The following is a 25,999-nucleotide window of genomic DNA, read 5'->3' on the forward strand; positions in this document are numbered from 1 at the left end:
ATGTTTTAATATTTAAAGAAAAGACGATTTTTTATCATAAATGTAAGGATATTCTTCTAATTTGAAAAAAATTGCCATATAAATATCTATTCGACAATATATGACAATTTATAAATTAATATTGTGTTATGATATCGAAGGATTTATTTACAGTAGGAGGAACGCATAGATATGTTAAAAAAATTATCAGTATTTCTTATTGGTACTTTGCTATTATTTGGTTTAGCAGCCTGTGATAGCATAAAATCGGTAACTAGCAATGTTACAGTAGGAAAAGTAATTGAAGAATTTAAGGCTGCAGGGCTTGAAGCAGAACAGCCTAGTGATCTGCCGGAAAAAGAATTTGGGAATACTAGAAAAGATGCGAAACGCATTCTTGTTCCAGCACTAGGAGAAGATAGTGGTGGTAGAATATTTGAGTTTAAAAACAAAGAGGATCTTGAACAAGCGAAAAAGTACTATGACGATTTAGGTAACGGTAATCAAATGTTATTCTCACATACTTATGCAAAAGATAATTTTCTTTTACAAATGAATGGTGACATGGAAGATGCCCAATTTAACAAATATAAAGAAGTAATGGACAAAGTAATTAAGTAACTTAAAGAATCCGCTTTCATTTTTCAGAAAATATGATATGATTGTATTTGGATGATAGTCCGTATACATCTTATTAAATTTAAAGTGGTTATCAAGTCGAAGAAAAGGCACTCAAATGAGTGTCTTTTTTTATGGACAAAACAACATTAATTACTTTATAAATATATATTGATTTTAAGGAAGTTAGGTGAGTATGATAATTAATTTCGAGCAATTAAGTCCAGTTATGAATAACATAGCAATCAAACTTCCCACGGTACTATTTATACCTATATTCCTAGCATTACTTGTCAAAGTCATACTTATGTGATTTATAAAATTCCATTCAATTTAAGTTAATTATTGAATGATTTATAAAGTGTTTTTCAAATTTAGGCATTTCTATTATAACTTTGGACATCTATACCTAATAAAATGCTTTAAATGCTTTAATTTTATAAGGGGGGATTATGGTGACAAATTTATACATTCAACCTGAATTTTCAGGTTATGATTATGAACGGGATGTTCATTCACATCACCCACATTATCGGTGGAAATTATGTATTTATAAAAATGGTTGGACACAGCAGTATTGGCATAGATTTGTTCCTTCTTGGCAGTCATGCCCAACTATGACTGATAATGAATTAGTATATCAAGTATTAATTCCATAAAAAACGGAAACTACTTATTTAAAAATAAGTAGTTTCCGTTTTTAAAGAAAAAATCCTAGCCTATTTTCAATTGCGCTATACTTATATAGTTCTGTTCTCTGAAATTTTCCGTGTGGATTTTACACTCATACATTTTACTATTTTCATCATTCTCAACTATTTATTTATTCTTTTTACAAGATTTTTTGAATCTCCTTTTAACTTGTAATACTTCATATTAAGACGAATAGCTACTACAGCGATTAAAATAAACCCTATTACATATAACATTGTTCCTTTCTCCATTTCTTATTGTTTAGCGAACTTATTATGTAAATACTTCACATGTTTCTTTTTAATATCCTTATCCGTAATGTTCGCTCGCAATATTGTTTGGTAGATATGTTGGACCTCATCTTTTGTTAGTTTCACGTCAGTATATGATTCAATACATTTTGGTAGATCGTTATAATATAGGACATGTCTATCTGTAGAATGAACATGTACCCTTTTTATACTGCATTTTGGATGAAAGGCTGCTATAGAGATGCACGGCAGCTGTTGTTCCATCACCCATTCAATTGCTTTTATATGCTTATAATTTTGTCGAAATGGATTTTGAAAAGAGGATTTCTTTCTAAAAATACCCTGTGTCCATCTTGCCGCTTTCTCATTTCCATAGATCCATCCCTCGTAGTTTTTCGTCTCTACAACAAATACACCGGTTTCCGCGATAACAATATGGTCAATTTGCGTTGTATCACCATACTCCGTATAAACCGTAACATCATGTAACACGCAATAACTTTCAGAATCCAACTTGCTCAATATACGTTTTACTAATTTTTCTCCGGCTTTTCCTTTCCATTTCGGTACATGTTTTTTCACAACACTATTCAACGGTATTAGAACCGCAATAAGAATCAATTCAAATATCAATACTTTCATAATAGAGTCCTCCTTTTACACCTTTGCGTTTCTGCGCATTAAACGATAGACATGCGTTTCTAATCCTAAAATAAAATATGAGATACATAGTCCTTTTATCACCATCTCTACAAATCCTAGAGCTAATGAAACAAGGAGTCCTCCCCTAAACTGAAATGGTCTTGTCGCTCTTCGATTTACTGGTTTTTCAATAACACCAAAATTAGCCCAGGTAGGCAAACGTTTTTCTACATTCTTTACGGTTCCCATTAATCCGTATTTTAACGATAGAATGAAACATCCGATTAATAAATAAACAACAGAAGAAAAATAGATAGATAGGCCTATTACGAAGCATGTCAGTAACCAGCCTATTAATATAGAATTTCGCAAGGCAATATATTCTCGATTTCTATTCAATACAAACAGTCCTTTCAAAATTAATAAGGTTATTTTTATTTGGAAAATATTTACATTTGTTTATAAGCATGATATGATACGTCTATATTAATTTACGAATTAGCCTAAAAAGGATTGTGATAGACATGTTAAAACTTGTAGTAGATAATACCGTAACAGAACAAGAAACAGATTCAGCTTTTTCAAACTTTTTCACTTGCAAAGACTGTGTATACTATCTTTCAAAATCAGATTCTTGCAGTCTACAATTAGCAGCTGATTCAAATAATCCTCTTGTTCCTTATGAGTGTGGGAATTTTGAGGAAACCTATGAAATCGGAACGGAAGATCCATTAAATTCACACATACATCAGCAACTTCGTGAAGAAAAAGCGCAAATACTAGCTGAAAGCTATCCAGCACAACCTGCTATTGATCCAATTCATAAAGACGCAATATGGTATGGAGCAGTAAACTATGGTTGTTGGATTATAAATGATTCGAAAAAACGTTTAGCACTTGCAGAACTGGTTCCTTTCGGTGATAATAATATGTCATCTGAAAAATACGCATCTCCTTTTCCTTTACATGACCATGGAGCAAAAGAAGGTATTAGGCACTATATGTGCTGGTATGTAAACGAAAAAGGAATAGGCGAATACCATATACTTATTGGCGGTGTCATCATGAAAATTGCAGAAGGAGTTAAGAAACTTGGATTCAATAACTAATCACCTCTATAAGAAAAGAATGTTAGAACATACCATACTATTTAGTTTGGCACAGTTGGTACCACTGATCATATCTACCGGTATCATATATATATTGCTAGAACTTACTGATACAGAGTGGATAACCTGGTTTAGTTATGAGGGGATCTTTGCAGTTCTTTTCCTTATAACGAGGTTCCAGGTGTTCCAGAATAAAAAAAGTATTATTTCTTTGAATCAATATGAAAAGTGGTTTTCAAAGTTAAATATCTTCTTAATCTCTATATTTCTAGTGTTATTTGCATCCATACCAACTCTATTAAAGATTGCTTTCATTCTACAAATGACTATTATTCTATTTCTATTAGAGCGCATTTGTTTGTATATTGATCGTTTACCTATACATAATTTATATCGAGTAAAAGAGATCGTTTGTGATAAAAAACAACTACAAATCGAACGAATCATTCCAAATAATGAAGAACACGGTACTCATACAATCAAAACAAAAGATGGGCAATACTTTTTATATACCGCTGTATATATGAGTGGCATACTATCACCAATATCGAAAGAAGTTTTTGAAGAATATGAAAGAAAGAACCTAATGGGTAGATAAAAGGTACTGAATGTAGATTCAGTACCTTTTCTATCTTTATATATAGTTCTTCACATATTAGCAAATAACCATGGAGCAAGTATGGCTAACATACACAGCAAACAAGATCCTGTTATGACACGATTGGCCCAACGGTAATATTCCGGCTGTTTCGTACTCTCATGAATTCTTCTTAAACGAATACCTGCGATTAACATAAAGGGTGTGAAAATAAGTGCTGTTGCTTTAAACAGGTCTAAAAAATCCGTAAAGATGTTCATAAATGAAAATACATCGGAACTAAACAAAAAGTATACACTTAGTCTCATCGACATCATGCTGATAAATGAGAAAATCATACTTCCGGTTGCCCACTTCATCCATTGACCATTCTTTGTAATTAATGCCATAACCATGACAATAACGCCTAATACGAATGAAATAGAAAAGATATTGACTCCTACTTTAAAAGCCGGCGCATACAATCCTTCAATCTTTTGTATGATTGATGATCCAAACGAATCATCTTTCTCTGTTGTTTTCGTTCGATTATTTAGTCCATCTTTAAATGATGACGAAACATCATTTCCTTTTAACTCATTAAAATCTACTTTTACAGAAGCTTGAGCTGCTTGTAAGGGTACAAGTAATAAAACCATCAAAACAAGCGTGCATAAGACCCCTATCATTCCTTTTTCTCGTTTCATCACACATCACCCGCTAATTTTGGTTTGATGCTCTTTAATTTGATTTCATTTCCTTCTGCAGCATAATAAAGATCTGCTGCATAATAGATATTTGCTTTTGTATATGCCCCCATAATTGCATTTGCAATTTCTTCTTTTTCTACTGCCACATATGTTTCATTTTCATTGTAAAACTCAATTTCAATTCGGTTAATATTATTATTTAATACTGTAATATGTAATTCTTTTAAGCTATCTAAGCGATTCCCTAATCCACACACCAACTTAAATACTTTATTTGCAATTGTTGGTGGTTTTACATACGTCGTATTAAAATGAATTGTTTCATCATCTATCACACCATCTTCCTCGACTTCACATGTCATAATGAAAGAATGATTTTGTTTTTCAATTTCTTGTTGACTCAACTTACGATCAATGACATACTTCACGCTTGTTGACAGGTTTTCTATATATTCATCCAGTTCGGTATTTGAAATTTTAACCTCTGAGAATTCCGGAAAAATCATGTAAGCGTGTATATTAGAACTACTTTTACTTACACGTAATACCTGGACTTGTTTCTTTTCATAGCGCACCGTTTGTTCTAATTTTTCTACTACATTGTTACTTATGGAATTAATATTCATTTACATTCACCTTTCAAAATTGTTATTTTTTTAACTCAAAAATATTTTTTACTTCATATAATCCTCATGTTTGGATTTAATCTATTTTAAGCATTGTAATATTACGAAGAGTTCTCAATTCTCCTGTTTTAAGACTGTTAATCACTTGAATCTCAAAACATTTCAATATTACAATGACGTACAATGTCTCATTATAGTCGAATATCCTTATATGGTGAATCATTCTGTCCCACTCATTTGTACTAAAATAAAAAAATGTTTTATTCTTGTACAAATGAGTGAGAAATTGCTGTATATCATGCTATTTAACTAAGAAAATACAACTAGGAAATAGATTTATATATTCCCTAGTTGTCTATTACTCCATTCAACTAGTGTATAAGAATAAGGTGAATCGACCTCTAATTCTATATACAGTAATTGATTTTCTGGTAATATCTCTCCCTCTGTATGAATCCAATAACGTTTCTTATTAGACATATTTATGACACGTGTCAGTCCTTGTTCTCGTCCTATCACTTTTGCAGTCCACCTCACAAAATCCATATCTTCAACATCAGCTACTCCTTGTTGAACAGGAAAAACGTGTTCCGTTTCTGGTGGAATTGAAACATATTCTTGTTGTGGATACATGTCCTCATATTCGAATAATTCTTCAGGTATATCCTCATCACTTGGAAAAGGAATATCATAAACAACTTCAGAAGTAGGAGTATGATGAAAAGATTCAGCATACTCCACTTCTTCTATATCCTCATGTTTTAACCTGTCACTCTCTTCCTCACCCAGATTCTTATGAACAGATATAGCAACTAAATCATATATACTTGCTACATCCTTTTCTAAGGTGATTTCTTTTGTTGGAACAGTAACACGCTCTTGTTCCCTTCCAATAGGCTTGTTTTCTCTTGGGCACCAATAAACAGGGCGTTCCACCGGTTTATTTTCCATTTCTTTTTTCTTGGCTTCTTCTATTAGAAATTTTTTCTTTGAATTACGAACTACCAAAAATACATAACAAAATAGACCAATTAAAATTTTTGTAAACATAATATTCCCCTCTCGATCATCCAAATAAATCGAACTCAAACTGTCCATCGATTACTTTGTTTTTTCGTTTCCCTTTCTTTTTAGAAGAATCCACTTCTACAATAACTGAATCCCAAAATGTAATATCTTGTTTTTGCACAAGCATACGCTTATTGGTATTCAGTGTTGTTAAAGCTCGAATGACATCTTCTATTCCTCCATCTATTTCAAGTACATTCTGCTTCACTCGAACTCCAGGTACTTGCTCTTTTTTAATATATTCAACTGCTCTTTGTACAAATTGAGCCTCTTTCATAAATGTTACGTTCATCGTTTCTGGTAATTTCTCCACCCAATTCGTAAATTGAATTTCAATTGATTCAAATACAGGTGTAATGACATTACCGATGTTTGCTAGGACGCGTTTCGATTCATCAGATGCTGCTTTTGTCCATTCCTCTGTTGAACCTTTTAATTTATTTCCACTCTTAATGTTTTGAATTAATAAAGTCTGTAGATCTCCAGTATCACCAAGCATTGCATTCAGCCCATCGCTTGTTGCATCACCATTCATTGCTTCAGCAGCTTTATTCTTCTGAGCAATTAACTGTGCCATCTGAGCTTGGAATGTTTCTTTGTAGCCCAGATAGAAGGTTCTACATTGCTTAGTTTGTCCAATACGCCAGTGTCTTCTTGCGGCTTGGTTTAACGTAAATAAGCTAAATGAAAGCTGGTAGAAAATGAGCGTTGGTGTTGCCAATAAATCCAAACCAACTTTTACCAATTCCTGTGAACAGATAATTACATTTACACCACTATTCACTTGTTCTTCTAACCATTGACTACGTTTTGGCGTAGCAATTGTATTTGTACGGAGTATTGCTACTTTAGCTCCAGGTACTTGCTCTGCAACCTTCTTCAAACGAGGTTGAATGTCTCGTTCTTTTACTGTAGATCCTGTATCAGATACATAAATAATCGTTGGACGGCCTTCAGAAATTTCAGTGCGCAATATCTCTTGCAACTTCCTCTCTTTAGGCTGTATACAATCCTCGTCGAATCTGTATTCTGTATTGGACCAAACAACATTTTTCTTATTCCCATCTAAGTAATAGTTAGGATAATGGTTCATATTATCTGGATAGGCATTTCCTGTACGAATATAAGAAAGCCATAATTTGCCGACATCTGGTGTACCTTTTGCTGCTTCAATCGCTCTTTCAAATGACTCTTTCATATGCTCATAGGCTTGTTTTTGCTCTTCTGACATATCTACAAGAATCGTAGGTACATTAATAAGTTCGACTGGATTTGGCCATACATCTTTTAAGCGTACATTAATCGTTGTATCCATTAAGAATTTGGTAAACACATATGGTGAAATACCAGGAACAACTTTTGTTTTATCTAGCATCCTATGTGCACTATGCGAAGCTACATTGGGTACAACTTCACCATTATGGTAATACGTTCTCTCGATGTTCCCGTAGGTTTCATTCCATTCCATTAAAGAGCTGTATTTAAACCCACTCTTCACCATTTTTTGAGGATATAAGCGCCATAACGTATAAAATACGTCGCTTGCCTTTCCGCCAAATAGAGTCCCCGTACCACCTACAAACTTCTTACACACCTTTGCTAAACTCCCTAAAGCAGTTCCTTGTGCAGATTCACTTTTCAGCTCATGTATCTCATCAGCAATAAGAACGTCAAAGAAATGCTTCATTTTTCTACGAATATACTCAACAGCAGCTACTTTTCTATACGCTCTTCCTGAATGTTTTGCGTCATATGGTTTTACACGATTTTCTAACTCTAGTTGTTTTTGTAAAGGTTTATTTTCCTCTTTAATTGCCTGCACTAACTGTTCCTCATATTTTGTCCACTCTTTAAAACTTGCATATTTTGTTTTTATTTTGGGGCTCCAAATATTTGAATTACAATCAGCACATACACTATTTTTATTCGTTTTAGTATCTAAATCACTAGCTGTAAAATCTTTATATTGACATACTTCTTTTTGTTCACCATTGGCCTGTTGAACCATGATAGAAGATGTTTTTTTACGCAACTTAGCACCACAATCTGGACAGTAGTAGCCATTCTTATAATATCTTTGCACCTCTTGCTCCGATTTTTTGGAAAGTGCAATTTGCTTATAAGGTAGTGGCATCTGTTTAATAGAATCCCCTCGCATCGTTGTAAAACTAATGACAAAGAAGGTTGGTTTTTGTGGCTTTGGTCTCCCGGCCTGAATCCAAGCTTGATGAATACGAATAAGATCCTCAGTTCGTTTAATAAGGTGTATCTCTGCGTCTGGTAATAAGTGTCGTATTTCTTCTTTTGCCCACTTCTCAGTAAGAGTTGGTGGAACGAATACGCATGTACGATATCCTTTTAGCCCTTTTAAATGAAAATAGCCATCTACTGCAGCTGTCATCATTGCGCTTTTGCCCGTGCTCATTTCCCCCTGCAAGATGATTCCCTTTTGTACTTGTAAAGCTTTTGCTACACCTGTTGCTACATGTGCTTGTACAGGGAATAATGGTCTTTTATATGTATCAAAATGAGATAATGCCTGATCTTTCATCGGTTGATGTAAGGGCTCATCCAACTTTGTAACCTTATCAAGCATGACAGGCGAATATTCCAATAGGTATTCATTTAAATCATTAATTTCATTGATTTTTTCACCTGTACCTTCTTGCGGGAATTGACATTTCCCAGAGCGAATCATTTCTGATAAAAACTCCTTACAATCCTTTTCCTTTAGTAAGACTTGCGCAATCGTTAAAGAAGAAAATTCATTCTTATCAAAATACACCTCTAACGGTTGTAATAGATTTCTTGTTAGCATCTCATCATAAATTGGCTTCGCCCATTCTTCTAAGATCGGTAAACCATACGGAGGAGCCATTAGGAAATCTCTTACTTGTATCTCTGGCGCTTCGTCAATTGCAACAATATACTTTTCTTCTAATTCTCTAGAAAATGCAATAATTGCCTTCTTCTTATTTACTGTTTGTGTGTTAATAAATTCAAACTGACCTTTTGAGTTTACATTCACTTTTTTATCTAAAATGTAATGTAATTCTTCTTTTTTTCCTTCTCCAAAATACAAACGACTAGTTCCCATTGATATGGCAGCACGGAATGACTTTAATGTACTGTCATTCGCACCTAGTACTGCAAATTGAATTTGATGATGACGATTTACTGCCATTGCAAAACAAAAAGCTGTATGTGAGGCAGCGGCTGTCTCCAATTGCAACATCGCTGGTGTTTGTTCCTGATCAAATGTATCTTGTTGAATCACTTCTTGTATCATAAAGTTCCCTCCTAAAATAAAAAACGCATCATATTCGATACGTTTCATGCCCTACTCATTTAATTTATTGTTTAAAAATCTACAAACTGTTTCCATTCTGGTAATGATTGCTCAGCTGCATGTAGCATATCACCTGCACCTTGGAACAGTGAGAATTGCTCTAATACTTCCAAATATGTACCTGCACCGAATTGAGAAATACATAAACAAATGACTGTAAGTACAATAGCAATGCGAAACATTCGATTACTAAATTCCCATACGATAAATAATGCTCCTATTCCCAATAGTACAGACATAGCCTTCTTCCTTTCCTAGACAAGTTCTTTGACAACACCAGTTGGCGTAGCGGTGATAAATTTCGCGCGGCGTTTTTGTAAAACAACTTCTTTCGTTGTTTTTTCAAGTGGCTCAAATGAAGTTTCATAATACACATTCTCGGATCCACGGACCGCATGGAGTGTATCTCCTTCACCCATTAAGCCGTCTGCCACACCTGTTATCAGCAATAGTCCTAATTGTCCGGAAGCAATTGGCATCTTTGCTCTTTCAGCAGCTGTTTTCTCAACTTGAAGTGAGTAGCCATTCCCTCTATTTAAACGCTTTTTGAACCACGAGATACCTTCCGATTTCCCTACTCCTTCATAAGCACTTTTATAATCCGCTCGTGATGTAAAAATAAGTTTATTTTGATGACGCAATTCTGGTATAGCCCAGTTCTTACGATTTACCATTTCTGCTAATGTATTTACATGTTTTTTGACGAAAGAAAGGTCAGACATGTTTTCGCAAAAATTCGCGAATCGATCGTTGAAGTATGGATCATTTTTCGTAGTAGCACGCTTACGTCCAATGAAGACACACTGTTTAAATGCATCGAACCCCTTATTTTCATCATCAAAACGCATTAAGCCTATTTCCTCATAATTCTTAGCTAAGAAATAACTGATATCGTCCCTAGCAAATCTGTCATATGGAATGACATATACCATAATCCCACCTTCTGCTAAATAATGATGAGCACGTTTTAGGAAGTTGAACTCCATTTCCTCTGATTTTTTATTATCTGTACGAAGTTCCGTATTATAAGGTGGATTTAAAAAGATAAGTGGAAAATAGTCATGACTAATCATCATGCTTTCAAAGCTGGAGCGTACTACAACATCTAATTGCTCTTTTGCTTTGTTATATCGGTTTGCATCTACTTCCACGCCATATGTATCAAGTTGTATGCCAACCTGTCTCACCTCATCTGCAAAACTTCGTAAAATTGTACCTTCTCCACAACATGGATCAAAGCAAGCATACGCTCGCTGTGATTCCATTTGTAATAGTTGTACTAAGTGTTTCCCTTCTGTTAGTGGTGTTGGATAAAATCCCACCGCTAAATCATTTCCTATTTTCATAATATTTTCCTCCAAGTTCTTTTTTTGCAATAAAAAAAGGAAGATCCAAGTATATACATCACTTAGTTCTTCCTTTTATCCTCTATATACTACCTCGACTTGCTTAAAATGGTAGTTCATCATCTGTAATCTCCAATAGCTCTTCCATACCAGCAAAAATATCATCCAGCTCTTGGAATTGCTCTCTTGTTTCCTGCTCTTTTGGATCATCTAACACTACCCAAATGTTATCTTTTTTCATATCTATCCCTCTACCTTCCTTATTTTCCATTCTCATAAACAACTTCCTCGTAGTCAAAAAAATAATCTTTCAGCTTACGCATAATTTTACGAAACTTCGGTTCAGCTATGACCTTTGTACCCTGGTAAAAACTTTGTTGCCCGACAAAGCGCCATAAGATAACATAGCCTCCTTTTGCTTCCTGTACGCCTTCAATAAATAACGCAATTTCTTGAATGGCTTCCTTTTCATGAATGGCGTTTGGTTTAAAATATTGCATTTTACCATCAGGTAATATGATTTCTGCCTCTAAACAACCTCGCAATTGATTAATTCTCGATCTGGATTCGATTAACATTGCTGATGCAGCATATGACTTCCGGTTTTTTTCCATTCGTGTTTTATGTTCCTCTGCTGTTGGTACTAATCTTAAGTGTCTACAATCTTTTTTCATTTTCATATCTCCTCTAATTTGCAATTTGTTATGATTCATAATCCAGCCTGCGAACTTGAAAACAACACAAAAAGGGCTTCTTCAAGTCGATTAAAAATGTGCATAGCAAAATAAGCTATATATACACTAATCGGCTCAAAGAAGCCCTTTCACAATTGAAACAAGACGCAACTTGCTTCTACAACTCAACCACAACACAAAAAAGGTGTGGGAATAAACGGAATCAAATAAACTAACAATATACCTACATATTATATAATATAGGTATATATTTCAAGAAGTTTTAATTAAAGTTAACGCATTACCTAAAAAAATCCTGCTTCCTCAAGCTTATGAAGGATGATAGTCAAAAAGTATCCGAGTAATGCGTTAAGGTTTAATTGAATACTATAAGTGTTTTACCACTTTCAATCCACACACCTACTAGAGGTGTGAAGCCCATACAATCCCTTTAGACGTGTAGCGCTAGCGATTTCAATCCGCGCACCTACATGAGATACGACATTAAGGTGTTTTAGAAAGGCCACCCACTTTGATATTTCAATCCACGCATCTATAAGAGATGCGACTTCTCTGTATCCTTTTTTGCTAAGAGTTTAAACTGATTTCAATCTGTGCACCTATACAAGGTGCCACCAGCACGAAATTTATCATCGCAACACCATCTGGTATTTCAATCCATGCACCTAAAAGAGGTGCGGAAAAATTGGACCCTCGGTGTGTATAATGCACTACTATTTCAACCCACACACCTATATAAGGTGCGACCATATCCTTTAACTTTTCCTTTAACAAACACATAATTTCAATCCACGTACCTACAAGAGGTACGACTTTTCTTTAATAAATGGTTGATTAACTTTTTAATAAATACGCTTTCCTTCAATTATTCTAACGTTTTCTTCATTACAGTCCATCAATAATCGCCACTTTTAAAATATCTAATTCATTTACCAAAATGTTATAGTCATCAATTATTTTTGGTTTGTCAATGTTCCGCTTAACATCCAGTAAACGGTGTACTTTTGCGGAAGAGTACTGGCCAATTTTTGAATTATGTTTCCACCAACAAACTTTATGTACTTCTATACTTCCTTCAGGGCGTGTTACTGATCCATCATTTCCAAACAATGTAACCAGTTCATTTTTAATCTTTTCCGTATCCCATTTGGTGAAATCTGTCTTACTTGTTCATTGCATATTAATACTTCCATAAAAAATATAAGCTCCAAGATCAACACGATGCTTCATCCCCATCGTATCTAAACCTTTATCCTTCCCATGCTCAGAACTTACACTTTTCGTAATCTGCATACTAGTATAATGTCAATCGGATCAATATTAGTCGTCGTATGAACTGAAGCAGGTCCTCTTACTCCAACAGAGACACTAAATTACTATCAATTACCTTACCAGTCTTAAAATCCACGCACCATCAAAAGGTGCGACAAGGAGATTTAACACATTAAAGATCTGTGCCTGATTTCAATCCATGCACCTATATAAGGTGCGCCCTTCCCAAGCGTCCATACTTGCAAGGTATCCTCATTATTTCAATCCGCGCACCTATATAAGGTGCGACAAGCCCGGTAATCGAAATCGTAAACATCCATGAATTTCAATCCACGCTCCTATATGAGGTGCAACCGCCATAAGATGACATAGCCTACCTTCATTTCCTATTTCAATCCACACACCCATATAAGGTGCGAATCTTATCTATAGTTCTTTTAATATTTGTCGCAATATTTCAATCCACGTACCTACAAGAGGTACGACTTTTCTTTAATAAATGGTTAATTAGCTTTTTAATAGATACGCTTTCCTTCAATCATTCTAACGTTTTCTTCATTACAGTCCATCAATAATCGTAACTTTTAAACTATTTAATTCATTTACCAAAATATTATAGTCATCAGTTGTTTTTGGTTCGTCAATGTTCCGCTTAATATCCAGTAAACGGTGTACTTTTGCGGAAGAGTACTGGCCAATTTTTGAATTATGCTTCCACCAACAAACTTTATGTACTTCTATACTTCCCTCAGGGCATGCTGCTGACCCATCATTTCCAAACAATGTAACCAGTTCATTTTTAATCTTTTCTGAATCACCTTTGGTGAATCTGTCTCCTTGCTTATTACATATGAATACTTCCATAAAAAATATAAGCTCCAAGATCAACACCATGCTTCATCCCCATCGTATCTGAAACTTTATCCTTCTCAGGATCAGAATTTATACTTTTCGTAATCTGCATACTAGTAATGTCAATTGGTTCAACACTAGTTGCTGTATGAATTGAAGCAGTGCCACTTACTCCAGCAGAGGCACTAAATTAATATCAAGCATCTTACCAGTCCTAACTCACGTGCCTATATGAGGTACGACCGGCACGTATGCTTTTTATATTTTCGTTAACGGATTTCAATCCACGCACCATTAAAAGGTGCGAGCAGCATGTACAGTAAATACGATGTGATGACAAAAATCAAACCCCTATAAGGGGTTTGATTTTTGTGTTTCAAACTTCCACAATTTCTATTGAGATTTCAATCAACACCCCTAAAAGAGGTACGACTAAAAAACTCTATAATTTTCCGATATTTGGGTGATTTCAATTCACATACCTATATAAGGTGCGACCGGACGATTTAATTTAACTGTACGACCAATATAATTTCAATCCACGCACGTATGTAAGGTGCGACAGTAGCAAAAATCCATTTGTTACACGTTCATTTGTATTTCAATCCACGCATCTATGTAAAGTGCGACGACCCGATTGTTAGTTTTTTGGATTTATGTATTGAATTTCAATCCACTCACCAATATAAGGTGCGACCTCTCCAATACCTGCTGCAAATCCTGTACCAAAATATTTCAATCCACGCACCTATATAAGGTGCGACTTTACGGTAAGTTACATCAAGCTAATATGGAAATATTTCAATCCACGCACCTATATAAGGTGCGACTGTACCACCAGTTCTTACTGTCGAGCTGGGCCGTATTTCAATCCACGCACCTATATAAGGTGCGACACAACATTCATCAATGAATCTCATTACACTATTAATTTCAATCCACGCACCTATATAAGGTGCGACGTGCACTTCATTCTTTCTTGCTGCACTGTAATAAATTTCAATCCACGCACCTATATAAGGTGCGACAGCAATTCTTTTGATTTTTGCATTTGAAACTTCTATTTCAATCCACGCACCTATATAAGGTGCGACATATTCCTATCAAAGTAGACACAACAGAGTAAAATTTCAATCCACGCACCTATATAAGGTGCGACATTTCGGTATGTTTTTTTCCGCAACCTCTATGCTATTTCAATCCACGCACCTATATAAGGTGCGACATAGCACAGGGTCATCTTTATCTACTGTTGTAAAATTTCAATCCACGCACCTATATAAGGTGCGACGCAACCTTCTTAAATTCGTTACTAAGTCCTCTATATTTCAATCCACGCACCTATATAAGGTGCGACAATTCAATCATCGCAAAGCACTCCAAATCCAGTTATTTCAATCCACGCACCTATATAAGGTGCGACAGCGATTTTTGTTTAAAATCATACAAAAATACATTAATTCTGTTCAAAAATATACATATTTCTTTATTTAATAAGAGAACCTGTATGAAAAATATTAAAATTCTCTCATAAATTATGAAAATTCAGGTGCGAATGTACGAGGAATTTCATGTGTGCTATACATTCGCACCTAAAAAATCAAAGGACTTTCTAAATCAACGGATTCCTTTATACCGATATGTTCAACCTTATTTTTATAGTTGTTACCTAACTGATAAAATCTGAGACTATCCTCATCCTCATCAATAATTTTAATTAATTCCATTTTTAAAGTAGCAAATTGAGCTGCGTCCACAACACATTCAAACACTGAATTTTGGACTCGTTGGCCATAATTTTGACATGTTTTCGAAACTTTTCGCAGTCTTTTTTGTCCAATACTGTTAGCTGTACTTACATCATATGTTATTAATACTAGCAACTGTTACACCTACTTCCATAAAAATGGTGGATATTCATCTAAATCATTACGTAAATAACGAGCCAATAGCAAAGCTTGCGCATGTGGTACTAATCCCCAAGATATTTTTTCACCAAGATATGGATGTGTTATTTTTTCTTGTTTTTTATTTTGCCAAGCTGTTATAAATTTTTTTCTAGCTTCATCCGTCATGATAACAGCTCCATTTTCTTTTTGGAAAAAATCCCCCTTGTTTATGACTCGCTTATTAATTAATGACAAGACAAATTTATCTGCATAGACTCCTCGTAGCTCTTCTATAACATCTAAAGCCAAAGATACCCTTCCTGGCCGATCTCGATGCAAAAACCCAACATATGCATCCAATCCAACACCCTCTAATGCAGATGTCATATCATTTGCTAATAATGTATAAGCAAACGATAACATTGCATTTACATTATCTAATGGAGGTCTTCGAGAACGTCTATTAAAATAAAAATCCTCTTTTTGTTGTAGGATCATCTGATTAAATATTTTATTATACCTTGTGGCAGCCTGCCCTTCTAATCCCCTTAATCTTTCTAAATCCTCACATTCCCTTACTTCAAGAATAATAGATGATAAGTGTTGAGAGATTGCTTTGAATTGATCCACATCTATTCGTAATGGATAATCTCGAGTCATTCTTTCAATTATCCATTTGTTATTGTAAATCTTTCCAACAATGAAGTTGCGCGCAATTTTAGCTGATATAACTTCATCTTCTGATATACGATATTGTTTTTTTCTTAGAATGACATTCCCCTTACTTTTCCCAATAACCCTTGCAAGAAATTGTCCATACATTGTTAAAAATACCAATGAAATATTTTTTTCTGCACAATACCCCATAAGTGCAGGACTTGTACCAGTATAGCCAAAAGATACAATTGATTCTAAGTTGTGAAGTGGCAATCTTCCAATCTTCTCTTTTTCCTTTAGAAGAACGATATTATCACCATCTAACGACAAATAAACATCTGGTTGAGTTATAAACAATGTATTAAGAAGTTTTTTCATTCATGGATCTTCCCTTCAATATAACTTTTTACAGATCTTTTATTCATTAATCCTGGTAAGCATAAATTTTGAAGGGAACAATTTTTGCAAAACGATCCTGTTTTTACTTTAGGGGTATACTTTCGTTTATAATAATCATACATTTCTTTGACGATTGACCTAACGTTATTTTTTTGATATGCCGTTAGGGGAACTTCGATGCGGTGTTTTATTTCATTATAAAATATAAAGCCTGTCTTTATTTCACAAAGCAGCATTTCTTCAAGACATATAGCTTGTGCTGTTAATTGCAAAACATCCGAATCGTTTATTTTCGGTTTCCCACGTTTATATTCAATTGGCTGAACAATATATTTTCCCTCGGCACCATTTATTTCAATCCCATTATTATCTTTAATAAACTCTACCACATCACAAATTCCTGTAATTCTAAGTTCATTTGATTTTATAGGCATCGCACGTACAGTAATTTTGTTTCCCCGTTTTTCCTTAATAAATGGTTGATCAGCTTTCTGATGAAGAAAATTCCCTTCAATCGTCCTAACATTTTCTTCCCATTGTTGTTCAATATGAATAAGGGCCCATTGTCGTTTACAAAATTGAAAATGTTGAATACCAGATAACATTAAATAACTATTGTCTTCATTACATTCCATTAATAATCTCAACTTTTAGATCATCTAATTCATGTACCAATACAGTATAATCATCGATTGTTTTTGGCTCGTCAATATTCCGTTTAACCTCTAATAAACGATGTACTTTTGCAGAGGAGTATTGACCAAGTTTTGAATTATGATCCCACCAACAAACTTTATGTACTTCTATACTTCCTTCAGGGCGTGCTGCTGATGCATCATTTTCAAACAATGTAACCAGTGCATTTTTAATCTTCTCCGCATCTTCGTTAGTAAAACCTGTCTTTTCTGCTAATTGCGTATTAATACTTCCATAAAAAACATAGACTCCAAAATCAACACGATGCTTCATCCCCATCGTATCTGAACCTTTATCTTTCCCAGGCTCAGAATTTACACTTTTCGTAATCTGCATACTAGTAATATCAATCGGATCAACACTCGTTGCCGTATGAATGGAAACAGGTCCTCTTACTCCAACAGAGACACCTTTTCCAGCTCCCCCTTTAAAGGCAAAAACTTGTCCAAAGCTTCTTACATCAATCCACTCTTTACATGCAATTGCAGCAAATTGTTCATGTGGATTATCCTTCGATTTTAACGCTTTGACTAAATCTACATTGGTTTCTGCTCGTTCTCTTAAACTATTAAATTGGTCTACCTTCCTGTCATTTGATTGAACAAAAATAGATTCTTCCATGTCTTGCAGACGATTTCTAATCTTTCGTTTAATGGCTACATCAGAGATTTCACCATGTCCATCATAATTTTGTCTTGGACGATTTCCATTCAAAGGATCTCCATTTGGATTAGCTTTTGTAACTGATAAAACAACTGCAAAATCGATTTTGTGATCTAAAGGTTTCATTTTTAATTCTCCTCTCCAATATTTACTGCATCATTTAGTGAAACATTTTTTTCTTTTTTTTGATACAATTCATGCCGTTGACTATAAAAGCCTAATAAGTATTTTCCAGACAGTGGTTTATTATTAAAATCTTCAATTTTTATCATTGATCCAATCTCATCAATTAATTTGTTATAATACCAAACTTTCTCCCCTAAACGTGCTTGATACGGTTGTAGGGCCCCTTGAATGGTCCTCCATGTTCTTTCCGGATGTTGAGAAAAGGAATTCATATATCTCCTAGCATTTGTAGCACGTTGGTCACCATTATTTAATGCCTTTCTTTCCAAAACATCCGCAACCGCTAGAAGGCGTCCGAAGAGATAATCTCTATTATTATTTTCCTTATCTAATACCAATTGATATCCCTCCATTGTATTAATTAATGCACATGTAATACTTAATGTTTTTTCCCATTCCCATTTTTCCATTGATAGAGGGTTTGATGCACGCTGAAAGGCACTTCTAACAATGTCGAAAGGGATTTTTCTCCCGTCTATGATGCAAGGAAGCATGCGCTCCATCAAACTCTTGACTACTTTTTCGTTTGCTTTTGGCCCATAAGCAGCAAATGCAATATCTCTGGTTGACGGTGCCCCATAAAATTTAACAAATTCATTATCTGCATTTTTACGGTAACCATGCTCCCAGACACATGTAGAATGCCAATTCTTTAACTTATTTAAATAAAGGTTTTTATCCATATTACGATAGTAAAGAACTGCTAATCTGCCTGTTGTCGCTGAATCAAGCAAGAGAATATTTACATTTTCACTGGAAGATAAATTATTTTTATAACCATCAATTGCCTTAGCAACTTCATTGGCAAATTGTTCATGTGTATAGGATTTTATTTCTCGCTTTTTAGTTCCTCTTATATCCATTGAAAATATATTGTAACTATCCTCTACAATATCTGGAACATCTTCTGCATCATTGCCCCATACAAGAAATACACGTTGATCGATAATTTTCCCTTGCTTGTTAATAAGCCATTTCAATGCATTATGTGCTTTTTGGGACACATCATAGCTAATATTCGCTACTTCATTTGACGTAGTAAATCTTCCTCTAAATGTGAAACCTCTTAAATCATTTGAAGAGATTAACTTTGCTTGATCACTGGCATTTCTAATCTTTTTCGCATGTTTATCAGTACTCGGTTTTATTTCCCCTGTAACATAGCAGTAATCTTCATTATCTAGGAGGCCATCATAGAAATTAATAAAGGAGTTATGTATTTCTTTGTCTTGCCATACCTTTGATAACATCTTATTTGGAGAATACACGGTAAATCTAACAAACGCAGCTTCTTGGCCAGCTGGAAGCACTGTAAAGATTTCGGGCTTGTTCCCCAGAAAAACTTCAACTTTTTTATCCCATTTTCCAATCAGCTTTTGGTTTTCATCAAGCCATAATATTTTGGTTTCTACCAAGTCTTTCACTAATTGTTTTTTTCTTAAGTATTTGTAAATGCTTTTTAATTTATCTGTAGTATATGGGGATCCTACCCAATTCCTTAGCTGTTCGATATAATAGCCAAATGACTCCTCTTCTTTTTTACTACCGCCGTATTCACCAAAATCACCTGCAACGTAAGTTAATTTATCATGTAATGGATGGGGAACTTTATACGCTCCGGTACCAGACCTACTTGCAGAGTCTTCTGTACAAGGGATCAATGTATTGGCGTCGCTCTTATCTATGACTGTTGCTGAATGGAACTCCCCTTCTTCTGTAATTAAAACTTCAATATTTGCTGACTGAGTAGTGTGTGAAATAGGTAGCAATGTATATTCTTGGCCATTATATTTTTTTTCAATTTTACCGACTCGATCTAAATTCGATTGATAGGTCTCATACAAATTCAATAGCCAACTCATTTATTCACCTCCTTCTTCTAATTGTTTTATAAGCTCATCAACTGATTCAACGTTTGAACTGTCAAAAATCTTTGGCTCCATCTTGGATATTTTACGGATTTTTGTACATTCTTCTGGTCGGATGAATTGAATAATTCCATCTCTCATTACCGGATTCCATAATCGAACTTCTAATTCATTCCTACCTGTTTCATCAGGATAATTAAGCCCATGAACCATTGTGCCTAAATGAATATCTCCACCATAATTATCGTAAAAGCCTTCTCCTTCGCCAAAAACACAAGGTTCCACATATCCTTGGCATTCTCTCGTTCCTAAAAAAATGTCTCGCCGTCCGCCAACTTTAAGTGAACGTTTTAGGATGTTATGATGCTTATATTCATTACGATCATAAGCTAAATCAGGTCGATGAGGATTAAAGATAAAATGAGCCTGAACTTGGTATCTTACATTCTTTAAATATGTGTAATTTGCGAGTGTATTTCCACCACCATATTCAATTGGACGAATACCTTTTGATTCCATTTTGATTGCATTCATAATTCTTATTTTATCTACAATCATAAGAAGAGTTGGCTTCCAGTAGATTGATTCAACAATCCCTTTGATAGCTTGATAAGTTGGTACTTGGTAAGTTAACTTTTCTCCTCCCATTTTCATCAAAGGATCTGTGAAAAGTGCGTAATCACCAAAAACCTCAAATTCAATAGAATTCCGCAAAGATTCTTCCTCCTTTTTCATTTTCTATATTTTTCTAGTAAATTAATGATACTCCTCCTATGTAACTATATCAATATTTAGCGATTATATATTATATGAAATTTAAGAATTCTTTTGATGTGGTATAAAAACATGGATTAAAAAACCTATCTCAAACAAAGATAGGGTTTAAAATATAGCTGTCTTAAAATCGCTCTCATTAAGCACATTCAAACCATATTCATCATTATAAGCACTTTCCTTCAAGGCTAGAATTTTCCCATCAAGATAGTATACGAGTCCATCGTTTATTATCAATTTTTCTTTTTCATAGTTGAATAAGTTAACTGTATACTGCTGTGCCTTTCGTAATAATCGAGTCAGATCCTCAATGGAATTATTGCTATTTAATTCTGCGATAATATCCTTTCCTTCTTCATATGGGACAATAACTGAAGTGGTTATATCATCAATGACGTTAAAATGTTTGGCCGCTGTCTGGTAGCTATTTATAATAAATAATGGAATATCTTTTTTATCATGTTTATGAATATATGCTCGACGATAGCTATTTTCTATTCTTGGTACGGATAATAACTCAGTCATGTTCTTTTTTAGTTTTGGAATAAAATAATCTAGATCAGATTCAAATTCTCTATAATATTCTTTAAAATATCTCTTCATTGCCTCTCTTGATAAAATATGTCCTCCATGTATTTTATCGTTATGTTTTAAATCCATAAGGATTTTCTTAGTTATTTTCTTTCCAATTTTAATTTCCTTTAAATGACTTAAGTTTTCCTCTTCATAATCAATCACATAGACATTCTGTATGCCCTTTTCCCCGTGGCGATTACATCTTCCTGCAGCTTGTGCTATAGAATCTAACCCTGATAAAGAACGAACAACACACTCAAAACTTACATCTACACCTGCTTCGATTAACTGTGTGCTGATGCAAATGATTTTTCTTCCTTCTTTGAGACATTCTCTAACTTCTTCTAAAATTTTATGTCGATGTGCTGCACACATTGTTGTGCTTAAATGATAAATAGGGATATTTAATCCTTGACTCTGTAATTGTGTATATAAATCTCTCACAACTGATTTTGTATTTAGAACAATGAGGATACTTTGTACTTCCTCTATTTTTGTATGTATAAATGTTTTGAGTTTATCTTTATTAAAGATTTCATTAGTTGCTTGATCAATGATTTTCACCCTTTTAAATGCTTCAATTACATGATCAAGGTTATTAATCATTTCAGCATCCGTATTTATGTCTAATTTTTGTTCTACAAAGTCCAAAGCAGGTTGAGTAGCAGTGCAGAGGACTATACTGGAACGAGTATATATTTTTAAAAAATTCAATGCTTGATTAAATAATGAAACACATGAAACAGGAACTTTTTGCACTTCATCAAAAATAATAATTGCCTCACTTAAATTATGGAGTCTTCTAGTATTTCTATTTCTCTTTGCGTAAAACACATTTAAAAACTGAACCATGGTTGTAAAAATAATAGGAGAATCCCAATTATCTTTAGCTAATTTTAATTTTTGTTGTATGCTAACCATACCGTCTTCACTTTCATCATGCTCATTCACTTCTTCAACTATATTTGAATGATGTTCTAAAATATTTTCTTCATCCTCTAATATTCTTCGAACCTCTTCCGCATTTTGTTCGATAATTGTTGTAAAAGGTACAACATAAATAATTCGTTTTTTATTATGGTTTTTTGCATGTTTTAGTGCATATCTTAAGCTTGCTAATGTTTTACCACCACCAGTTGGAATAGATAACGTATATATTCCTGATGGCCTCTCAGCGAACTGATCACACTGATCTGACATGTCTGCTCTCAACATGTTAATAGGGGTATTTGCATTCTGCTGTTTTTTGAAAGCATTAATTTTTATCATGAGTCTCTCGTAGTATTTCTCAAATAACTCATCAGAATTTATTACTGATTCTACACTTTTTTCTTCTTCAAATAATCGGGTGTTTGTTCTATCGGCATCAATTAACGTACTAAAGATGAATTTAGTTAAAAACATTAATTGTTTTTCAGCATTTTCTGGGGATTCTTTAAGTAGGAAACTTTCTAGTTCTACAGTAGCTTTGTCAACATACTCATGAAAATCTTTCTCTTTTATGACATGTTTAAAAAAGAATTGTTTTGTAACATCAAATCCTCTTAATTGCTTATCTCGCACTCTATTTAAATAAGGCGATTCTAAATCTGGATTTAAAAAATCTTGAAGGTATCCGTGGTGAGAAATAATGGCATTTCCCACTATCTCAGATATTACCCCTTTGTAAGGAATCATATTTTCTGTATGGAATAATTGATATAACAATTTCCCCCCTGCAGTTGAATGATCAACACTCCCCCTTTTAGGTGGAGAATTAGGATTATTTACTGCTTCCAATATATATTCTTTAAACTCATTGGTGTATTTACCCATATCATGGAGCATACCAGCTAAACCAGCTAAATGTTTTATACCAATTTTTTCTCCATAGGTTTCAGCTAGTTCTTTTACTCCTAATAAATGTTCTTCGACTGTTTGTACTTGACTGTCATTCTCGCGTATATGAGCAATGTAGGTCATTCAATCTCCCTCCATTTTATGTTTATAACATGTGTGTTAGATACTACAGATATAGATACTTCCAGTTGAGTATCTACATCTGCAGAGCGATTTAAAGCCAGAGCATTACTAATTTCAATCCGTGCACCTATTTAAGGTGCGACGAAATGATTTCCCGCTACCTGTTTTCCCTGCAATATTTCAATCCACGCACCTATTTAAGGTGCGATGTTTGGCAGCCAGGCCAAGAAGTGTAAGGGTTGTATTTCAATCCACGCACCCATATAAGGTGCGACTATGAGCGTTCCAGATAAATATAAACCCGAGGTAATTTCAATCCACGCACCTATTTTTAAGGTGCGACGTTAATGAAGTCGGCTTGTACACCGATTGGCATATTTCAATCCACACACCTATATGAGGTGCGACCTTTTTTTGTGCTTTCATCTTGATAATCGTATTCATTTCAATCCACGCACCTATATGAAGTGCGACGGTAACGTCCATACACCTTCTAGCTTTCCTACTGGATTTCAATCCACGCACCTATATGAAGTGCGACCTTTGGTAAATACCGAGGCATGTAAACGCTAATATTTCAATCCACGCACCTATATGAAGTGCGACACCGATTTGTGTTCAAAATCAACCACAAATACGTTAATTCTATTCAAAAGTATAAAAATATTTTTATTTAGTAAAGTATTTTGTATAAAAATCATAAATCCCCATCATACATTATGAGAATTCTAGGTGCGAATGTACTAGGAATTTTATGTTTGCTATACATTCGCACCTAAAAAATCAAAGGACTTTCTAAATCAATTCATTCTTTTACACCAATATATTTAATTTTATTTTCATAGCTATTAGCTAACTGATAAACAAGAATGTATAGTTTTATAATATGATGAAGAATTTTATTTATTAAATCTTCTAATCACATCGTTCTACTTCTTCCTTGCTAATTCAGCACCTTCACGCTTCATTTGTTTTAATACATCAACGTACACATGAATCGCAGTAGCAACCTCTTTCTCAACATCTGTAGAATGTTTCGTGTAAAATGTCCTTATTCCTTGTTTATTAATCCCTGGATATAAATTCTCTGTTTCTCCATGTTCAATTACCGCATAAATACCATCTTGGCGAGAAATTACTAATTTTTTATAATCATTCCAGACTGAATCAGGCTTTTCACTAAAACCCCAATTAATAATTAAGTGAAAGTTACAATTCCCTATATCATATCCAAAAATTTTCTGAGTATGGGTTTTTATGCTTGCAGTATCTTTCCCTTTCAATATTAGAGCTTCACCCATTAATAATTCTTTATCTTGATGAGAACGAATAACTAGATCCCTTTCTCCTATCCCTCCTCTATCGCCTAGCTCTTCACGTGTGTATCCTCCTCTGCTTTGGGTATGAGTAATCCATCCAAAGGTATCTACTAAATTGGAATCCATATGTGATTTAAACAAATCTGTATATCTATCCTCTTCAGCTGCTTTATTCTGAGATGGTGTAACAATTGGTGATAAAATCTCAATTTTCTTCAAATTATCAAATATCTTTCCTACCAGGAATCCCGATACAGTTTCTTCTTCATTTCCAGTAAACAGTTTAACCTGTTCCTCTGGTCTTAGCGTTTTAAGTTTGTTAATACTACTAGCTCTCAATTCTACACTCTGCTTTAATAAACTAATTTGCTCCCTATACTCACTTACTTTCCCCTCATTATGCTTTCTACCTATAATTATTCCTTTGGTCATTGCAATATTTATATTTTCAGGATTTAATTCTTGAGCCCGATCAATATATAATTCAGCTAACTTTAAATTTTCTTTTTCCAAGAAACTTAACGCCATTAATTCATAAATAGTAGCACATGCAAAAAAACCATCAAAACCTATATAGTTTTTTTCACCCGATCTTTGCTCACGGACCATTTCTACCAAAGTATCCCAACTATATTGAGATTCTAAAAACTTTTCTGCTGATTTTATTACTTCATCATGCTGATTTAACTTAGAATATATTACTGCTAATCCAAGATATGAATATTGTGGAAAATAATCATTTGGTTTATTATCTTCATCTATATAATAATGCTCAATAGCTTGATTAAAGTAATGTGCACTCTTTATAAGATTATTGTCAGCTTGATATACCTCCCCCAATATACGATAAGTTTCTGAATGATCTCCATGTATTTTTATAGACTTTAACAAACAATCCTTAGCAGCTTCTAAGTTATTTGTGTGAAAATATATCTTCCCTAGCAGTAACAACAATTCACTATAAGCATCCTTATCTTCCGAACCTTCTAACAATCTTCTCGCTTTTTCATATTCTTCTAAGTAGTAATATGCTTCCGCTAAATCATATACCCCAGTTATATCTAGTGAATCCATAGACTCTAGTAATACTTTTTGCTTCTTGAAGAAAAATTTATATGAGTAGGAATCATTTATACCACTAAAAACATATTTACCGTTGTACCCATAATTCATTATCGCTCCGTTTCCACATAATTCAACACTTTGATTTCTCATTAATCCCT

22 protein-coding genes, 2 pseudogenes and 1 CRISPR repeat array are annotated in these 25,999 nt (G+C 34.1%); of the genes and pseudogenes, 4 read left to right on the forward strand and 20 right to left on the reverse strand.

Annotated features, from left to right (window positions below; translation table 11 throughout):
- Positions 1 to 171 precede the first annotated feature (171 nt).
- Complete coding sequence (locus MKY21_RS30870; RefSeq protein WP_098420233.1) at positions 172 to 600, forward strand: stress protein; 429 nt, start codon at positions 172 to 174, stop codon at positions 598 to 600.
- A 449-nt stretch (positions 601 to 1,049) separates the two neighbouring features.
- Complete coding sequence (locus MKY21_RS30875) at positions 1,050 to 1,256, forward strand: hypothetical protein (RefSeq protein ID WP_098420231.1); 207 nt, start codon at positions 1,050 to 1,052, stop codon at positions 1,254 to 1,256.
- A 288-nt stretch (positions 1,257 to 1,544) separates the two neighbouring features.
- Here the strand turns inward: MKY21_RS30875 and MKY21_RS30880 are convergent, their stop codons facing one another.
- Together MKY21_RS30880 and MKY21_RS30885 are read right to left on the reverse strand one after the other, a co-directional pair.
- Positions 1,545 to 2,183 carry a nuclease-related domain-containing protein gene (locus tag MKY21_RS30880; protein ID WP_098420228.1) on the reverse strand — a complete coding sequence of 213 codons (639 nt, stop codon included), beginning with the start codon at positions 2,181 to 2,183 and terminating at the stop codon, positions 1,545 to 1,547.
- Between the two features lie 15 nt (positions 2,184 to 2,198).
- Positions 2,199 to 2,582 (reverse strand): hypothetical protein, encoded by a 384-nt coding sequence (locus tag MKY21_RS30885; protein WP_341078694.1) that lies wholly within the window; start codon positions 2,580 to 2,582, stop codon positions 2,199 to 2,201.
- A gap of 125 nt (positions 2,583 to 2,707) precedes the next feature.
- Here MKY21_RS30885 and MKY21_RS30890 point away from each other — a divergent pair, with 125 nt between their 5' ends.
- Positions 2,708 to 3,292, forward strand: a complete 585-nt coding sequence (locus tag MKY21_RS30890) for a hypothetical protein (protein WP_098420224.1) — start codon at positions 2,708 to 2,710, stop codon at positions 3,290 to 3,292.
- Positions 3,293 to 3,311: 19 nt separating this feature from the next.
- The gene (locus MKY21_RS30895) at positions 3,312 to 3,890 is read left to right on the forward strand and encodes a hypothetical protein (RefSeq protein WP_176522202.1); all 579 of its coding nucleotides are present in this window, start codon (positions 3,312 to 3,314) and stop codon (positions 3,888 to 3,890) included.
- A 50-nt stretch (positions 3,891 to 3,940) separates the two neighbouring features.
- On the opposite strand, the gene MKY21_RS30900 is transcribed toward MKY21_RS30895, so the two are convergent.
- The 18 genes and pseudogenes from MKY21_RS30900 to MKY21_RS30985 form a co-directional block, all read right to left on the reverse strand.
- Positions 3,941 to 4,576: a hypothetical protein gene (locus MKY21_RS30900; RefSeq protein ID WP_141534169.1), complete on the reverse strand. Its 636-nt coding sequence runs from the start codon at positions 4,574 to 4,576 to the stop codon at positions 3,941 to 3,943.
- Positions 4,576 to 5,205, reverse strand: coding sequence for a hypothetical protein (locus MKY21_RS30905; protein ID WP_001024816.1), 630 nt, complete (start codon positions 5,203 to 5,205; stop codon positions 4,576 to 4,578). The genes MKY21_RS30900 and MKY21_RS30905 overlap by 1 nt, the downstream gene beginning before the upstream one ends.
- 336 nt (positions 5,206 to 5,541) lie before the next feature.
- A complete protein-coding gene (locus MKY21_RS30910) occupies positions 5,542 to 6,255 on the reverse strand; it encodes a transposase (RefSeq protein ID WP_341078699.1) in 714 nt (237 codons plus the stop codon).
- Between the two features lie 16 nt (positions 6,256 to 6,271).
- Complete coding sequence (locus tag MKY21_RS30915) at positions 6,272 to 9,562, reverse strand: hypothetical protein (protein WP_341078706.1); 3,291 nt, start codon at positions 9,560 to 9,562, stop codon at positions 6,272 to 6,274.
- A gap of 71 nt (positions 9,563 to 9,633) precedes the next feature.
- The gene (locus tag MKY21_RS30920; RefSeq protein ID WP_341078710.1) at positions 9,634 to 9,861 is read right to left on the reverse strand and encodes a hypothetical protein; all 228 of its coding nucleotides are present in this window, start codon (positions 9,859 to 9,861) and stop codon (positions 9,634 to 9,636) included.
- 15 nt (positions 9,862 to 9,876) lie between these two features.
- Positions 9,877 to 10,968 carry a DUF6094 domain-containing protein gene (locus MKY21_RS30925; protein ID WP_341078713.1) on the reverse strand — a complete coding sequence of 364 codons (1,092 nt, stop codon included), beginning with the start codon at positions 10,966 to 10,968 and terminating at the stop codon, positions 9,877 to 9,879.
- 103 nt (positions 10,969 to 11,071) lie between these two features.
- The gene (locus MKY21_RS30930) at positions 11,072 to 11,245 is read right to left on the reverse strand and encodes a hypothetical protein (protein ID WP_341078765.1); all 174 of its coding nucleotides are present in this window, start codon (positions 11,243 to 11,245) and stop codon (positions 11,072 to 11,074) included.
- Positions 11,229 to 11,642 carry a DUF6018 family natural product bioysynthesis protein gene (locus MKY21_RS30935; RefSeq protein ID WP_341078761.1) on the reverse strand — a complete coding sequence of 138 codons (414 nt, stop codon included), beginning with the start codon at positions 11,640 to 11,642 and terminating at the stop codon, positions 11,229 to 11,231. Before MKY21_RS30935 ends, MKY21_RS30930 begins: the two co-directional genes overlap by 17 nt.
- Before the next feature lie 906 nt (positions 11,643 to 12,548).
- A pseudogene (locus tag MKY21_RS30940) lies at positions 12,549 to 13,030 on the reverse strand (type I CRISPR-associated protein Cas7); the annotation flags it as partial.
- A gap of 463 nt (positions 13,031 to 13,493) precedes the next feature.
- Positions 13,494 to 13,968, reverse strand: a pseudogene (locus tag MKY21_RS30945) (type I CRISPR-associated protein Cas7); the annotation flags it as partial.
- 285 nt (positions 13,969 to 14,253) lie between these two features.
- Positions 14,254 to 15,210: direct repeats of the CRISPR family, unit length 32 nt; unit sequence ATTTCAATCCACGCACCTATATAAGGTGCGAC.
- Between the two features lie 169 nt (positions 15,211 to 15,379).
- Positions 15,380 to 15,670: a CRISPR-associated endonuclease Cas2 gene (gene cas2 / locus MKY21_RS30950; RefSeq protein ID WP_098286586.1), complete on the reverse strand. Its 291-nt coding sequence runs from the start codon at positions 15,668 to 15,670 to the stop codon at positions 15,380 to 15,382.
- 9 nt (positions 15,671 to 15,679) lie between these two features.
- Positions 15,680 to 16,711, reverse strand: coding sequence for a type I-C CRISPR-associated endonuclease Cas1c (gene cas1c / locus MKY21_RS30955; protein WP_098769819.1), 1,032 nt, complete (start codon positions 16,709 to 16,711; stop codon positions 15,680 to 15,682).
- Positions 16,708 to 17,367 carry a CRISPR-associated protein Cas4 gene (cas4, locus tag MKY21_RS30960; RefSeq protein ID WP_098286584.1) on the reverse strand — a complete coding sequence of 220 codons (660 nt, stop codon included), beginning with the start codon at positions 17,365 to 17,367 and terminating at the stop codon, positions 16,708 to 16,710. The genes cas1c and cas4 overlap by 4 nt, the downstream gene beginning before the upstream one ends.
- Entirely contained in the window at positions 17,357 to 18,217 is an 861-nt protein-coding gene (gene cas7c, locus MKY21_RS30965; protein WP_098286583.1) for a type I-C CRISPR-associated protein Cas7/Csd2, read from the reverse strand. Before cas7c ends, cas4 begins: the two co-directional genes overlap by 11 nt.
- A 2-nt stretch (positions 18,218 to 18,219) precedes the next feature.
- Positions 18,220 to 20,139, reverse strand: coding sequence for a type I-C CRISPR-associated protein Cas8c/Csd1 (gene cas8c, locus MKY21_RS30970; protein WP_341078721.1), 1,920 nt, complete (start codon positions 20,137 to 20,139; stop codon positions 18,220 to 18,222).
- Complete coding sequence (cas5c, locus tag MKY21_RS30975; RefSeq protein ID WP_002182196.1) at positions 20,140 to 20,859, reverse strand: type I-C CRISPR-associated protein Cas5c; 720 nt, start codon at positions 20,857 to 20,859, stop codon at positions 20,140 to 20,142.
- A gap of 168 nt (positions 20,860 to 21,027) precedes the next feature.
- Complete coding sequence (gene cas3, locus MKY21_RS30980) at positions 21,028 to 23,457, reverse strand: CRISPR-associated helicase Cas3' (protein WP_341078724.1); 2,430 nt, start codon at positions 23,455 to 23,457, stop codon at positions 21,028 to 21,030.
- 929 nt (positions 23,458 to 24,386) lie between these two features.
- A complete protein-coding gene (locus MKY21_RS30985) occupies positions 24,387 to 25,991 on the reverse strand; it encodes a tetratricopeptide repeat protein (RefSeq protein WP_341078726.1) in 1,605 nt (534 codons plus the stop codon).
- Between the last annotated feature and the right edge of the window lie 8 nt (positions 25,992 to 25,999).

It is taken from the genome of Bacillus sp. FSL R9-9497, assembly GCF_038005805.1.
Classification (GTDB): Bacteria; Bacillota; Bacilli; order Bacillales; family Bacillaceae_G; genus Bacillus_A; species Bacillus_A cereus.